This window comes from Hymenobacter negativus, assembly GCF_016056375.1.
Taxonomy (GTDB): Bacteria; Bacteroidota; Bacteroidia; order Cytophagales; family Hymenobacteraceae; genus Hymenobacter; species Hymenobacter negativus_A.
Window position 1 is genome coordinate 93,334 of record NZ_JAEDAE010000012.1, and the last position, 14,142, is coordinate 107,475.

The window sequence follows — 14,142 nt, forward strand, 5'->3', positions numbered from 1 at the left end:
GTGGGAATAATTGATTTAATGGCGCAAAAGTACGCCCTCAGGGCACGACGGGCAAGATGAATGGTAGTAGCCAGCTCCCCGAACAGCCGTTAGCCAATAAAACTGGCTTTGGGCACCAAAACAACTGCCTTGAGCGGCCCGAAGTTTTTGCCCGACTTTTACCCGGATATGACCCTCCGCCTCCTCAGCCGCTACGCGCTGGCTTTGCTATTTGTGTTGGCCGGCAGCTGGCATTTTGTGCATCCTGCCACTTACCTGGCCATTATGCCGCCCATGCTACCGGCCCCGCTGGCGCTGGTGTACGCGAGCGGTATTTTCGAAATAATGGGCGGGCTGGGGCTATTGCCGACGCGCACGCGGCGGTTGGCCGGCTGGGGCTTGCTGGCGCTGCTGATAGCTGTGTTTCCGGCCAACGTGTACATGGCACTCATTCATGAGCGTCTGCACATTCCCGTCTGGGTAGCGTGGGGCCGGCTGCCGCTGCAACTGCCGCTGCTGTGGTGGGTGTGGCGGGTTTCTGGGGCAGGAGGGTACGGGGGTAAGAGGGCATGAATTATTCTAGTGAACTCATGCCCTCCTACCATCGCACCCTCCTGCCCTGAGCTTACTCCCAGCGCACGTCCAGCAGGCGCAGCTGCACGCTGCGCTGGCCGCGGTACTCGTTCAATTCCACCGTGTAGCAGGCGCTGAAGGGGCGGCCCTGCTCAATCTCGGGCAGGTAGTCGGCCAGGCCGAAGCCAATGGCGTCCACGGCCGGCCCCTGGGCATCGGCCGAGGCCAGGCGGAGCTTGAGGTGGCCTTGCCCCACCACCCGGGCGCTGTGCGGCACGGCAATCAGCCGTTGCGAGGCAAACACTGGGTTGGGGTTGCCGGGACCGAAAGGCTCCATGCGCCGCAATTCTCCGAAGAATTCTTCGGTGATGCGGCCCAGGGGCAGCACGGCGGCTATTTCCACGGGCCGCACCAAGTGCTCGGTGGTGAGCGTGCCGGCCACCACTTCCTCGAACCGACGCTGAAAAGCCGGTACGTTTTCCACCTTCAGCGTGAGGCCAGCGGCGGCGCGGTGCCCGCCAAACTGGTCGAGCAGCGCCGAGCAGGCCTCCAGCGCCTCGTGCACATCGAACCCCGCTACAGAACGAGCCGAGCCCGTAGCCTTGCCATCGCGCTGCGTGAGAATGACGGTGGGCCGGTAATACTGGTCGAGACAGCGCGAGGCCACGATGCCGAGCACGCCCTGGTGCCAGTCGGCCTTGTAGAGCACGGTGGCGCGGGCATTTTGCAGCACGGGGTCGCCGGCAATCATGTCCAGCGCCTCCTGGGTGGTGTGCTGGTCCGAGCCGCGACGCTGTTGGTTCATCTGGTCCACTACTTCGGCGGTGTAGCGGGCCTCCTGCTGGTCGGGGGCCAGCAGCATGGCCACGGCGCGGCGGGCGTCGCCCATGCGTCCGGCCGCGTTGATGCGCGGCGCAAAGCCAAATATCAGGCTGCTGATGCCCAATGGACCTTCGCGCAGCGTGGCCAGTTCGCGCAGGGCGGCCAGGCCGGGACGCAGCAAATGGGCATCTTCGTTGAAACGCCGCAGGCCGTAGGAGGCCAAAATGCGGTTTTCGCCGGTGATGGGCACAATGTCGGCGGCAATGCTCACCGTCACCAAATCCAGCAAGTCGTGCAGCGGCTCCTTGGGCAGGCCGAGGTGTTCGCCCAGGGCCTGCATCAGCTTGAAGCCCACGCCGCAGCCCGAAAGCTCTTTGTAAGGGTACTCGCAATCGGCCCGCTTGGGGTCGAGCACGGCCACGGCAGCCGGCAATTCTTCGCCGGGCAGGTGGTGGTCGCAGATGATAAAATCGATGCCCTGGCTGCTGGCGTAGGTCACTTGCTCTACGGCTTTGATGCCGCAATCGAGCGCAATGATGAGGGCAAAACCCTGGTCGGCAGCCGTGTCAATGGCTTTTTGGGAAATGCCGTAGCCCTCCGTGTAGCGGTCGGGGATGTAGTCGCGCAGGCGCTCGGCCCCGAACAGCGGCGTGAGGTAGCTGATTACCGTGGCCACCGAGGTGATGCCGTCCACGTCGTAATCACCCAGCACCAGTACTTTCTCACCGGCTTGCAGGGCGTGGGCCAGGCGAGCCACGGCGCGGTCCATGTCGCGCATCAGCAGCGGGTTGGGTAGCTGGCGCAGGTCGGGGTGGAAAAACGAGGCAGCGGCTTCGGGCGTGGCAATGCTGCGCTGCACCAAAAGGGCGGCTATCTCGGGGGCAATGAATAGGGCCTGGGTGAGGCTATGGACCTGGGCAGGGTCGGGTTCGGGGATATAATTCCAGCGCTTACCAGCGGATACGGACATTGGATACTTCGTCAAAATGGGTCCAAAAGTACGACCAAACCCCTCCCCCACGCCGAAGGCCCTACCTTTGCCCCACGTTTTGCCACCCCCGCGCGCCATGAAAAAGCTCCGAGATTTCTACCGCCAATACCGCCAGTACATCGGCACCGATGTGCTGATGTACGGGGTATTCATCCTGGTACTGGCGCTGATGTTCGTGTTTTTAGGGTAAACGGGTGTCAGGGCTAGGGTCAAGAATGCAGCTTTCCTGCCTCCTACCCTCTTACCCCCACACCCTCCTGCCCTAAAGCCTACTGCACACCATCACCCCGCAGCTTGCGGAAGCGCTTGCGGGCTTCGGCCACGTAAATGCTGCCGGGGAATTTTGTAATCACCTGGTTGTAGAGCTCCTGCGCTTTCCCTCTGTCCTTTACATCCTCCTCCTGAATACGGGCCAGCAGAAACAGCGCGTCGTCGCTCAGCACGTCGGTTTTGGGGTTGGCGGTAATGCGTTCGAGGGTGGCAATAGCCCCAGGGAAATCACCGGTGCGGCGCTGGAGCTGCGCTTTCAGGTAGTAAGTATCATCGGCCAGCGAGTGGCCGGGGAAGCGCTCCAGCAGCGCATCCAGCCCTTTGATGGCTTCGGGAATCTTGTTCTGAAACACCAGCTGCTCCACGGCGGCGTAGGCTTTCAGGCCCAGGCCCAGCGTGTCCTCCACGGTATTGTCCTGAATCAGCAGCGAGAGCTGCATGGCGTCGTTGGCAATTTCGCGGGTGGTGGCTTCTTTCAGGATGTCGAGGTGGCTCTGGGCCAGCTTGAAATCTCCGGCGTAATAGCTCAGGCGTGCGTTGCGCAGCTTGGCCTCGTAGCCCAGCGGCGAGTCTTTATGCGATTTTTCTACCTGCGAGTAGAGCAGCGTGGCCTCCCAAGGCTCGCCTTTCAGGATGTACAAGTCGCCCTGCGTAACCTTGGCCTCGTCCACCACCTCATCGCTGGCCCGGGGCATATCGATGACTTCTTGGAGCAAGGTCATGGCCTTGGCCCGGTCGTTCAGCTGAAAAGCGTAGAGGTTGGCCAGGTTGCGAATAACGGGAGCGGTATCGGGCGTGCGGCCCAGCTCGGCCAGCAGTTGGTCGTATTCCGTCACCAGGGCGCGCACCTTGGTCACATCCACCGGGTAGGTTTCGCGCACCTGGGCCTCGCGGGCCTGCAGCAGGTGCTGGCGTGCTCCGGTGTAGTACGGACCGTTGCGATACTCCTTTGCCACGTAGCTAAAGCCTTCGATGGCCGTTTCGTAGTCCTTGTTTTGCTGCGCAATGGATGCCAACTCCATCACCCGCACGCCCTCGCTGCGGCTGCGGCGGTCCAGGGCACGGGCCTGCATCAGTGCGCCACCGAAATCGTGCCGCTGCATCTGCAGCCACAGCAGGAGCTCGCTGTAGGCCGCCTGGTCGGGGTGCTCCTGGGTAGCGGTAATCAACTGCTTTTCCAATGCGTCGAAGTCTTTTTCTTCGTGCAGGGCATTTTGTAGCATGTTGCGCACGTAGGGCAACTGCTTGTCGTCCTGGGCTATCAGGCGAAGGGTTTCGGCCAGCACTTTGGGCTGGTCCTGGGTTTGCGTGTAAAGCTGGATGAGCTGCGGGGCGTACTCGGTGTCGTTTTTGGCCAGGGCACGGCCGCGGAGGTAAGTGCGCTCGGTCCACTCGGGCAGCTCGCGGCGGCTGAATTCGACCGCCACCGGCTGCACCTGCGCGGGCGTGAGCTGGGCCAGCACCTTTTGCCACTGCTTCTCAGCTGCTGGCTTGTCCCCGGCCGCCTGATACACGCCGCCTAATGTCACGCCCAGCGTGGCATCCTCGGGCCGCAGCTTAATGGCTTTCTTAGTCAGTTTCTCGGCGTCTTTATTCCGCTTCAAGGCCTGCAACGACGCGATGTAGACCGGAAAGGTCGTCAGGCTGGTTTGCTCTTCTACAGGCAGCTTTTCAAACAAAAAAACCACTTTCTCGTGCTCGCCCCGGCTGGCGTAATCCTGCGCCAGCGTCGTATTGCTCACGGGCGCCCAGCCCTTGGATGGCTGCGCGTGCGCAGGTAGGCTCAAGAGTAAAGCAGCAGCAAAAAGGAAGGAAGGCGAACGCATAGATTTCAGTAGTCGATTCACGAAGCAATAGTCGGGCGCGAGACGCCACCGGTTGCCCGCCTCAAAACGCAGAACTTCGGGCGCATCGTTCAATATCAGAAGACTGGCCCGGTTCCGAAAACCCTTCTCTCAACAAACGAAAAAGGGCCGCCCCCGAAGGTACGGCCCTTTTCAAACTCGCGAATTGACGTCCTAGAAAAACTTGGTGCGGTTGTCTTTCACGTTGGCGTGGGCCTTCACGGCCTCGTAAATCTTGCCATCCTGCTGCTGGGCGCGCTGCTGGGCCAGCTGTTGCTGCACGGCTTTCAGGTTGGTATTGGCCACCTGCGGCGTGGCTACGCTCACGGGCTCAATCACCAGCACACCTTGCTCGCCCTGAATCGGAGCCGATTTCTGGCCGGGCTTCAGCGCGTAGGCTTTGCCCACGGCCAGCGGTTCGAAGCCGATGTTGGCAATGTTGCCCTGCCCCAAAATCACGTTCTCGGCGGTGCCTACCTGGGCGGTGGGGCCGTATTTGGTGGCCATTTCTTCCAGGCTGCCGGTCTTGGGCAGTTTGGCAATGATTTGCTTGGCTTTCTCTTCGTTGCGCACCATGGCCGACAGCTCGGGCTTCAGGTTGGCCACGGTAGCGGTGCCTTTGGCGCGCTCGTCGGTGAGGGCGGCAATGACGTATTGGTCACCCATTTCGTACACTTCCGAGATGTCGCCCACCTTGGTTTCGGTGCCGTTCGGGCTAAAGCCGAAGGCCCAGCGCACCAGCTCGCGGGCGTTCTGCAGGTTGTTCACGCTGCGGGCACCGCGGTCCAGGTTTTTGGCTTCCTGTTTCTGCAGGGTCTTGTCTTTGGTGGTCAGGGCGCGGAAGCTGGCGAGGTCCGTAGCCTGCCCTTTCAGTTCCTGAGCCTTGGCATAAGCAGCTTCGCGGGTGGCATCGCTCGGGGCGATGGTCTTCTTCACTTCAGCAACCTGATAGGTCTGCTTGGTGGGCGCAGCCGTGATTTTGATGATGTGGTAGCCGAACGAAGTTTCCACCACGTTGGGCAACAGGCCGGGGGCCGTAGCGCCAAAAATGGCTTTTTCGAACTCCGGTACCATGCGGCCCTTACCGAACCAGCCGAGGTCGCCGCCCTGCTCCTTGGTGCCGTCGGTGCCGAACTGGCGGGCCATGGCCGCGAAATCGGCACCGCCCTTGATTTTGTTCAGAATGTCCTGTGCCTTGGCTTTCGCGGCGGCTTTGGCTTCGGGCGTGGTGCCCTCGGCCTTGATGAGGATGTGGCTGGCGCGCGCGGCGGGCTCTTTGCCCACACCCGTACCCGTCACTTTGTACAGCGAGTACGTGCCGTTCTCGGCGTACGGGCCGTAGATTTTACCCTGCTCCAGCGGCAGCTGCTTACGAAGTTGTTCAGGCAAATCGGCGGGGCTGCGGAAGGCCTTGTTGTAAGGCTGCTCCGAGTTTTGCATCACAAACAGCGAGTCGACCGGGGCCGAAGCAAACTGCGTAGTCAGTTCGGCCATCGAGTTTTTCACGGCGGCGCTGTCCTCTTTCGAAGCCACCACCGGCACGGTGATGTACTCCACCGAACGGCCGTCTTCTACTTTGTATTTGCCTTTGTTCTTGTCGAGGTAAGCCTGCAGCTGCTCGTCGGTCACTTTCACGGCCGAGTCGGAGATGCTGCCGTAGGGCACGAACAGGTACTTCACCGTTTCCTTGGTGTTCTGGGCCGCGTCGAAGCGCTTGGCTTCGGCCGTGGTTACGTACACCGAGTTTTTCAGCAGGGCGTTGTACTTGTTGGCGAGGCGCTCAGCAGGCAGGTTGGCTTCGAAATTATGCCAGGCGGCCTGGTTTTCGGGGGGCAGCTTGTCGAGGTTTTTCAGGTATTCAATCAGGCGGGCTTTGTCGAACTGGCCGGTTTTCTGGTCAGTAAAGGCCTGCTTGATGCCGGGGCTGATGTTATCGCCCTGCACCATGTCCACCAGCTCGTCGTCGCTCACGGCCAGGCCCAGCTTATCCCATTCCGGCTTAAAAGCCATGCGGTAAATGGTCTGGTTCCAGGCCTGGTCGCGCAGGTAGCCAAGGGCTTGCTCGTCGGGCTGGCGCTGCTGCTGGGCCACAAATGCCTGCTTGGCCTGCTCCAGGGCGTTGTTGTAATCGGCCAGCTCTACTTTCTCGCCCGCCACTTCGCCCACGGTTTGGTCGTTGCGGTTGAAGAGGCGGTTTTTGCCGCCCACCAGGTCGCCGCCCACAATGAAGAGCAGCATCCCGACGGCTACGGTACCCACCGCCCAGCCAGATTTTTCCCGTATCGTGTTAATTAAAGCCATTTACTTGTCAAAAGAATCGAACTCTGTGTTGGTCAAAAGAGGCGCAAAATAACCAGAATTTGACCGGCAATCAAAGTTTTACCGTTTTTAAAGTCCTCACCCAGCCCACCCCAACCGATTGCATCGCCCGGATTGCTACAGCGGCGTTTCGGCCCAGTGCTGGCCTAGCGGCGTTTTTTGGTCGATTTGGCTGGGGTTTTGGCGCGAGCCTGCTGGGCCAGTTTGGCTTTTTGCTCAGCAATTTTTGCCTCCAGCCGCTCCTGCTGCCGCCAGTAGAGTAGCGGCATCCAGCAGGCCATGGCCACCATGAAAATCCAGTAGTTGCGCATCAGGTCGTTGAAGAGCAGCGTCTGGTAAATGCCAATAACCATGGCTGCCACGCCCACGGCGAAGAGCACGGTGCGCAGCAAGTCTTTGTCAAATTTCATGGGATTGTGTTTTAACGGGCCGGCTGAGGTGCGGCCACGGCCTGCGGCGCGGCAAACACGCCGGTGGGCCGGGTAATCTGATACCGCGAGAAATTCTGGTTGGCTTTCAGCCCGTAGCCCGTCAGGTACTCGGTGGGCGTGGTCACCTTCACAAACATGGCCGAATCGGTATAAATCAGCTGTTTGGTCTTGTCAAAAAACAGCTCCTCGGTGTCCATGTTCTGCTGCTCGGGCACGTTCATAACGTGCACCTTGCCGCGCATGATGTAGAGGTTTTTGGCCTTGTCCGACTTGCCGTAATTCGCTTTCAGCGTGTTGATAACGTTCTTCTTGCCATCGGCCGAGTAAAACGTGACCACCATGCCCTTGGGGTAAATGATGTCGCCGTTCTCAAACTGCTGCTCCAGCGGGGCCGTCAGCTGAAACTTCAGCTTGGCCGAGTCGCTCACCAGCGTCAGCACGTTGGTAGTTTCCATCAGCGGGCCGGTGTAGACCTCCATGGGGCCGGTGGCGGCTTTTTTTTCGCAGGCAGCCAGGGCCAGTGCGGCCAGCATTGCCCCCACTCCTGCCGCGCGCCACGATGCTCTCACTTGAATATCGGTTAGGTAATTCCGGCCTTATTGCAGGCGACGCTTGATAAACCAGCGGTTGTTGAGCGTGATGCCCAGCTGGCCGCGGATGTAGTTTTCCTGCACGTTGCTGCTGCCCGTGGTCGCGCCCACCAACTCCGTGTTGCCGCGCACGCCATAGGTGAAGGCCAAGCTGATGGTAGTAGCCTCCAGCGGCGTGGCCGTGGGCAGCGGAAAGCCAAAGCCCCAGCTTACCGACCGGTCATACAGCATTTTGCCGCCCGGCTGGTACGGCAGCTGCGCCAGCGAAATGCCGGCCCGGTAGGCTACCCGCTGAAAGTAATGCTCCACCGAACCCGGGTCCGGGGTAATTTCTCCTCCGAGGCCGAAACGCATGGTGTTGCTCAGCGCCGGCCCGGTGGAGTTGAAGCTCCGGAACTGCGACCATTGCTGCTGCGCCACATCCAGGTTCAGGCTATAGTTCTTGTCATTGTCGAAGCTGATGCCAACCTGCGCCAGCGCCGGCACAAACGTGCTGCCCCGGCCGTCGGTCACCACCGTGGACGTTCCCACCAGGGTGCCGTTGGTGTCTTCGCGCTCTTGGGTGTTGGTTTGTTGCCCTTTAAGATTATGAGCGAAGCTATACACGCCGCCCAGGTTCATGTTGAGGTTCTTACCGAGCTTTTGGCGGTAATGCGCACCGGCCCGGAAAGCGAAGTCTGAGTAGCGGGTGTGCTGGCGGTCCACGGCCTTTTCCAGCGTGTTGGTGCCGTTGGTCACCACCACGGTGGTGCCCGTAGTTTCATCTACCACGCCAAACACATACGAGGCTGTGAAGCCCAGCGTGAAGGCTTTTGTGATACGCACACCCTGTCCAAAATAGGCTTCCGAAACACCGCCCGTGCCTTTCAGCTGCGTGAGCGACTGCGCCGGCTGCCCGGTGGGCGTATTGGTTACGTCCTTCACGATGTTCGACTCGTAGTCGACCGCGCTGAGTGGCTTCAGGCCCACGGCCGCGCCCCATTTCGAGCTCAGCGGCACCGACATGGCAAAGTAGCCTAGTGTGCCGTTGCCGGTGCGTCTGGAAGCGCTGGCGTTTTTCACCGTTTTGTATTGCCCGTTGTAGCCGGCCTCAAACGTGGTCCGGCCCGTGTAATAAAGCATTGCCGGGTTCAACTCATTCACGTTGATAGCGTTGGGCGCGGCCAGGCCAACGCCGCCCATGCCCATCTGGCGCACGCCGCCGGTGTTGGCGTTGTATTCGCCCAGCCCGATGCGTGAGTACGGCGAGTTGCCGAGGCCCTGCGCCTGCGCGCCGCCGGCCGCCGCTACCGCCAGGCTTACCAGCACCAAACGCTTCATCTCTTTATTTGTCAACATGATAAACTAGAATCCGATTAAGACCAAGCAGCACCAGCTCGGGAACTACAAAGATACGAGGCGGGAGCCGGGCTGCCAGAAACGCGGCATCGCCCCCGGTCAGCAATACCCCAATGCCGGGGTATTGCATTTGGTACTGAGCCACTAAGCCGTTGATTTCGGCTACCGTGCCGTTCACTACGCCGCTCAGCAGGCTCCCGGTAGTGGAGTCTCCCACCAGCGGAATCGTTGCATCGGGAGCAGGCAACTCCAGCAGCGGTAGCCGCCCCGTGAAGGTGTGCAGCGCCCGCAGCCGCATGGCCAGGCCCGGCGCTATGCTGCCGCCGTGGTAGGCGCCGTCGGCCGTCACGAGGTCAAACTTCAGCGCCGTGCCCGCGTCGATGATGAGGGTATCCTGGCCCGGGCGCAGGCCGGCCGCGCCCACGGCCGCCGCCAGCCGGTCGGCCCCCAGCGTGTGGGGCGTGGCGTAGGCATTGCGCAGCGGCACGGGCGTGGTGCCGGGGCTAAAACCCAGCACCTGACCCGGCACCAAATCCTGCAGTTCTTCCACGGCCAACACCGCCGCTTCCGCCACCGAGGCAACGATGACATGCAAGGGCTGCCAGCGCCGCACCAGTTCCCGCACCGAGGCCGGCGTGAGGCCAGCCGCCATTTCGCGCAGCAGCGGGCCATCGAAGCAGCCGGCCTTCACGGCCGTGTTGCCAATGTCCAGAACCAGAGTCCGCATTCTCTAGAATGAATAATGAGGAATGATAAATGAGGAATTGAAGGCTGCCCAGACGGACAATTCTTCATTCCTCATTTTTCATTCCTCATTTTTTCTTACAGGAAGTATTTCAGACGAATCACCTCCTGCTCGCTCAGGAAGCGCCATTTGCCGCGCGGCAGGTCCTTCTTGGTAAGGCCCGCGTACTGCACACGGTCCAGAGCCACTACCTCGTAGCCGAGGTGCTCAAAAATGCGGCGTACGATGCGGTTGCGACCAATGTGGATTTCGATGCCCACGAAGTGCGCGTTGCCCGCCACTACAGCCACGTCGTCGACAATGGCTTTACCATCCTCCAATTCCAGGCCTTCCGAAATCTTGCGCAGGTCGTCTTCAGCCAGCGGCCGGCTGAGCTCTACCTGGTAGATTTTTTTGTTCTTGTGCGACGGGTGCGAGAGCTTCTGGGCCACTTCGCCGTCGTTGGTGAAGAGCAGCAGGCCGGTGGTGTTGCGGTCGAGGCGGCCCACCGGAAAGATGCGCTCCTTCGAGGCGCTGGCCACCAGGTCCATTACCGTGCGGCGGCCCTCCGGGTCTTCTGTGGTGGTGATGAAATCCTTGGGCTTGTTCAGCAGCACGTACACCGACTTCTCGCGGTTGAGGTTGGTTTTGCCGTACTGCACGGTGTCTTCGGGCTGCACTTTGTAGCCCATTTCGGTCACCACTTCGCCGTTTACCCGGATTTCGCCGGCCGCAATCAGCGCATCGGCCTCGCGGCGCGAGCAAATACCTGCGTTGGCGATGTAGCGGTTCAGGCGCGTCTCATCCACGCCAAAATCGTCCTCCTCGCGGCGGCGCTTGTTGCCACGGGTTTTATCAGCTTCGTAGTGCTTCAGGTTTTTGTAGTCGGGTGCCTCGCCGGGGCGCTCGCCGAAGCGGGGCTTGTCGGCGCGGTTTTCCTGCACCACAGGGCGGGCCGGGCGGGCCTTCTCCACCCCGGAGCCGTAGGCTGTGCCCGAGCGACGTACGCTACGCTCCTGCGCTTTCAGGGCTTCGCGGCGCTCGGCAAAGCTGCCGGGAGCCGGCGTCCAGCGTTCGGTGCTGCGCTTTTCGTAGCCGCCGGGGCGCTCGCCGGTGCTGCGGGGCGTGCCGGGTGCCCCATCGCGGCGACCAAACGCGCCGGGCGTGAATTTACGGCCAAATGCGGCCTGGTCGGCGCGGTAATCGGCATCGCCAGCCTCGTTGCGCTCGGCACCAAAGCTGCGGCGCTCCGGGCGCTCGCCACGCTCCTCACGAGGCTGCGGCGGGTTGGCTTCAAACGGCCGAGCCGCCCGAATGGGCCGGTTCGGGCCACGTTCGTCGCTGCGGTCGAAGTTCTCGGGCTCGCGCGGCGTGCTGCGGCCAAAGCTGCTACCGCCGCGTGGGCTGCTATCAGCGTCCGTGGCGTAGGGGTTGGTCTTTTGAAATTTGCGGTTGCGCTCACCGGGCAGGCCCCGAGGCACCGCCTTTTCGCCGTCGCGGCGGTAGGGCTGGCCGGCCCAGTTTTCCTTGGGCTGATACGGCCGGATGGGACGGGAATCGGTGCTAGCGCCGCGGTCGTCGCGGTCACGCTCACCGCCGAAGCTGCCGCGCTCGGGGCGGGGCGTAGCGGTGCGGCCGTAGCTGGTGCCGCTGCGCTGCTCCTTGCCAAAGCTGGGCCGCTCGTCGCGACGCTCAAAAGGACGGTCATTGCCGAAGCTCTTACCACCAAAGCTCTTGTTGCCACCGCCAAAGCCGCTCTCGCGCTGGCCGCCGCTATAAGGGCGCTTCTCGGCACCATCAAATTTCTTTCCTCCACCAAAAGCGCCGCCCGATGGACGGCCAAACGCGCCACCAGTAGCAGGACGACCGAATGCGCCATTCGAAGCAGGACGGCCGTTGCCACCAAAATTGCCTCGGTCGCTGCCGCGCTCACCGCCCCGGCTGCTGCCTGGCCGCTCGCTGCGGCCGGCGCTATTGCCACCAAAGCCACCGGGACCGCCGGCATTGCGGCCGCCTCGACGGTCCGCCCTATCTTCTGAAAAATGTTTCTTGCCCATGGGGAGAAAAGTTGCGTGCCGTATCGCTACGGTACAGGTTAAAAAAAGGTCGGCATCAAGTAGCCGGCGGTCAGAAGCGGGTCAACAACAGCAACCCAAATAAAATTCTGACTGCCGGCCACTTAATGCCGACTACCAAAAAAGCGGCTGCTTAGTCGCGCCGGGCCATTTTGGCTTCAATGGAATGCTGGGTGTGCGGCACGGCGCGCAGGCGCTCCTTGGGGATGAGTTTGCCCGTGCCGATGCACACGCCATAAGTACCGTTTTTGATGCGAACCTGCGCGTTTTCGAGCTGCTGGATGAACTTCATCTGGCGCGAGGCCAACTGGTTCATGCTCTCTTTCTCGGCGGTCTCGGCACCATCCTCCAATACTTTGGCCGACGAAGCCGTCGTGTCGGTGCCCGAGTCGTTGCTGCGATTCAGGGTTTCTTTAATGAACGACAACTCCTTGCGGGCCGCCGTCAGTTTTTCCTGGATAATCTGGTCGAACTCATTCAAGTCCTCCCGCGAATAGCGAATGTTGTCGTCGTTCATTACAATGAGAAAAAAGGCCTGCTAGGGGAAGTTAAGGAATGGTGAAGCGGTGGTAGTGGCGCAACGCCGGGAGCTGCTAAAAAGTTTGGCAGCCCCGGACGGGGTGCTATTCCCACCATTACAAGCCTTTGCAGGCTTGATTTTGCGGGTGCAAAGTTAGCTCTTTCGGGGCGCTTTTCCTCCAAATGCTAAAAGCCCAGCATTTGGATGGCTGCTACAGCTGCTTCTACGCCCTTATTGCCGTGCTTTCCGCCGGCCCGGTCCCAAGCCTGTTCCAGCGTGTTAGTCGTCACCAACCCAAAAATAACGGGCTTATTGAACTTCAACCCTACTTGGGTGATACCCTGCGCCACGGCGTGGCAGATGTAGTCGTCGTGCTTGGTTTCGCCCTGAATTACCACACCCAGGCAGATGACGGCATCAATCTCCTCGTGTTGGGCCAGAAACTGGGCCCCCAGCGTCAGCTCAAAGCTACCGGGCACGGTGTTGCGGTAAATGTTATCGGCTACGGCCCCGTGCTTTATCAGGGTATCGTAGGCCCCGGCGCTGAGCACATCGGTTATCTCGCGGTTCCAGTCGGCTACTACCAGGCCAAACCGCTTGTTGCTGATGTCAATGAAAGTTGAAGCGTCGTATTCGCTCAAGTTTTGTAGGGAAGTTGCCATGTCGCGGTTTTCGTATCGGAAGAGAAATTTGTATAGAGGCCTTTCGCCGCCGTGCCAGTAAGCCGTAACGGGCGCGATGGTTTGCTTTTCTCCTGATTAAAGTAAAAAAATTGCGCTTCCTCAAAGATGAGAAAGCGCAATCGAATGTTGGCATGCCTGCCTGAATTGGCAGCTCACCAGGCTTATTTTTCCAGTTTGGCTTTGTACTGGCGAGCTTCTGCCACTTCCTGGGCCGTGGGGTAATCGGTGATGATGCGGTCGTAGGCTTTCACCGCGCCTTCGTCGTCCTTGGCCAGCTCGCGGGCCATGCCTTCTTTCAGCAAGTAACCGGGCGAGAAGAACTCATTGGCATTGTGCTCGGCGGCTTTGGCGTAGAGGTCGGCGGCTTCCTTCGGTTTGTTCAGCTCCAGCTGCGCGTCGCCCATCAGCGAGTAGGCACGGCTCTGCACCAGGTAGTCGTCGGAGCTGAAATCTTCCAGGTAATCGAGCGCCGCTTTGTAGTCGCCCTTCTTCAGCGAAGCCACGCCAGCGTAGAAGTTGGCGAGGTTGCCAGCCTTGGTGTTGCCGTATTCATTGGCTACGGTGGTCAGGCCGGGCGCCTTGCCGTCGCCTTTGATGGCTTTGTTGAGCGAATCAGCTTCCCAGTTGTTCACGGCACGGAACATGCTGGCCTGCGCCTTCGAGTCCTGTTGGTTGCGCCAGGTGTAGTAACCAAAGCCACCTACCACGGCCAGCACCACCACGGCCAGAATACCCAGCAGCAGACTGCGGTTGTTGCGCACGAAATCCTCGGACTCGGCCAGGCGGGCAGCCAGGGCGTCCGGGTCTTCCAGCAATGGGTTTTCAGACGGCACAAATTCTTCGGCCGGGGCCAGCGGGTCGGCGGGCACGTTGGTCTGCTGGTTAGCTTGCCCCTGGCGGGCCTGCTGGCTCTTGCCAGTGTACGGAATCTTCGACATTACAAAGGGTATTGCTACGGCGGCCCGCAAGCAGGCCGGGGGCCC

General features: G+C 60.8%; 12 protein-coding genes. 1 reads left to right on the top strand and 11 read right to left on the bottom strand.

Features of this window, described 5'->3' with window-relative positions:
- The first annotated feature begins 168 nt into the window (after positions 1-168).
- Positions 169-552, top strand: coding sequence for a DoxX family protein (locus tag I7X13_RS19705; RefSeq protein WP_198076787.1), 384 nt, complete (start codon positions 169-171; stop codon positions 550-552).
- A gap of 52 nt (positions 553-604) precedes the next feature.
- On the opposite strand, the gene recJ is transcribed toward I7X13_RS19705, so the two are convergent.
- From recJ to I7X13_RS19760, 11 genes are all read right to left on the bottom strand, one after another.
- Positions 605-2,344: a single-stranded-DNA-specific exonuclease RecJ gene (gene recJ, locus I7X13_RS19710; RefSeq protein ID WP_198076788.1), complete on the bottom strand. Its 1,740-nt coding sequence runs from the start codon at positions 2,342-2,344 to the stop codon at positions 605-607.
- A 290-nt stretch (positions 2,345-2,634) separates the two neighbouring features.
- On the bottom strand, positions 2,635-4,422 hold the full coding sequence (locus I7X13_RS19715) for a tetratricopeptide repeat protein (RefSeq protein ID WP_233454863.1): 1,788 nt from the start codon (positions 4,420-4,422) through the stop codon (positions 2,635-2,637).
- A 231-nt stretch (positions 4,423-4,653) separates the two neighbouring features.
- The gene (locus I7X13_RS19720) at positions 4,654-6,780 is read right to left on the bottom strand and encodes a SurA N-terminal domain-containing protein (protein ID WP_198069588.1); all 2,127 of its coding nucleotides are present in this window, start codon (positions 6,778-6,780) and stop codon (positions 4,654-4,656) included.
- 164 nt (positions 6,781-6,944) lie between these two features.
- On the bottom strand, positions 6,945-7,208 hold the full coding sequence (locus tag I7X13_RS19725) for a hypothetical protein (RefSeq protein ID WP_198069587.1): 264 nt from the start codon (positions 7,206-7,208) through the stop codon (positions 6,945-6,947).
- A gap of 11 nt (positions 7,209-7,219) precedes the next feature.
- Entirely contained in the window at positions 7,220-7,798 is a 579-nt protein-coding gene (gene lptC, locus I7X13_RS19730) for an LPS export ABC transporter periplasmic protein LptC (RefSeq protein WP_317191594.1), read from the bottom strand.
- A 27-nt stretch (positions 7,799-7,825) separates the two neighbouring features.
- Positions 7,826-9,157 (bottom strand): porin family protein, encoded by a 1,332-nt coding sequence (locus I7X13_RS19735; RefSeq protein WP_198076790.1) that lies wholly within the window; start codon positions 9,155-9,157, stop codon positions 7,826-7,828.
- A complete protein-coding gene (locus I7X13_RS19740) occupies positions 9,144-9,884 on the bottom strand; it encodes a type III pantothenate kinase (RefSeq protein WP_198069584.1) in 741 nt (246 codons plus the stop codon). The genes I7X13_RS19735 and I7X13_RS19740 overlap by 14 nt, the downstream gene beginning before the upstream one ends.
- A 95-nt stretch (positions 9,885-9,979) precedes the next feature.
- Positions 9,980-11,938: a pseudouridine synthase gene (locus tag I7X13_RS19745; RefSeq protein ID WP_198076791.1), complete on the bottom strand. Its 1,959-nt coding sequence runs from the start codon at positions 11,936-11,938 to the stop codon at positions 9,980-9,982.
- 151 nt (positions 11,939-12,089) lie between these two features.
- A complete protein-coding gene (locus I7X13_RS19750) occupies positions 12,090-12,473 on the bottom strand; it encodes a TraR/DksA family transcriptional regulator (RefSeq protein ID WP_198069582.1) in 384 nt (127 codons plus the stop codon).
- Between the two features lie 188 nt (positions 12,474-12,661).
- Positions 12,662-13,138 (bottom strand): 6,7-dimethyl-8-ribityllumazine synthase, encoded by a 477-nt coding sequence (gene ribH, locus I7X13_RS19755; RefSeq protein ID WP_198069581.1) that lies wholly within the window; start codon positions 13,136-13,138, stop codon positions 12,662-12,664.
- A gap of 182 nt (positions 13,139-13,320) precedes the next feature.
- Positions 13,321-14,097, bottom strand: coding sequence for a tetratricopeptide repeat protein (locus tag I7X13_RS19760; protein WP_198076792.1), 777 nt, complete (start codon positions 14,095-14,097; stop codon positions 13,321-13,323).
- Positions 14,098-14,142 lie beyond the last annotated feature (45 nt).

Coding starts and splice junctions, on each gene's coding strand:
- I7X13_RS19735 (WP_198076790.1), bottom strand. CDS start 9,157: ATGTTGACAAATAAAGAGATGAAGCGTTTGGTGCTGGTAAGCCTGGCG.
- I7X13_RS19745 (WP_198076791.1), bottom strand. CDS start 11,938: ATGGGCAAGAAACATTTTTCAGAAGATAGGGCGGACCGTCGAGGCGGC.
- ribH (WP_198069581.1), bottom strand. CDS start 13,138: ATGGCAACTTCCCTACAAAACTTGAGCGAATACGACGCTTCAACTTTC.
- I7X13_RS19705 (WP_198076787.1), top strand. CDS start 169: ATGACCCTCCGCCTCCTCAGCCGCTACGCGCTGGCTTTGCTATTTGTG.
- I7X13_RS19720 (WP_198069588.1), bottom strand. CDS start 6,780: ATGGCTTTAATTAACACGATACGGGAAAAATCTGGCTGGGCGGTGGGT.
- I7X13_RS19750 (WP_198069582.1), bottom strand. CDS start 12,473: ATGAACGACGACAACATTCGCTATTCGCGGGAGGACTTGAATGAGTTC.
- I7X13_RS19760 (WP_198076792.1), bottom strand. CDS start 14,097: ATGTCGAAGATTCCGTACACTGGCAAGAGCCAGCAGGCCCGCCAGGGG.
- I7X13_RS19740 (WP_198069584.1), bottom strand. CDS start 9,884: ATGCGGACTCTGGTTCTGGACATTGGCAACACGGCCGTGAAGGCCGGC.
- recJ (WP_198076788.1), bottom strand. CDS start 2,344: ATGTCCGTATCCGCTGGTAAGCGCTGGAATTATATCCCCGAACCCGAC.
- I7X13_RS19725 (WP_198069587.1), bottom strand. CDS start 7,208: ATGAAATTTGACAAAGACTTGCTGCGCACCGTGCTCTTCGCCGTGGGC.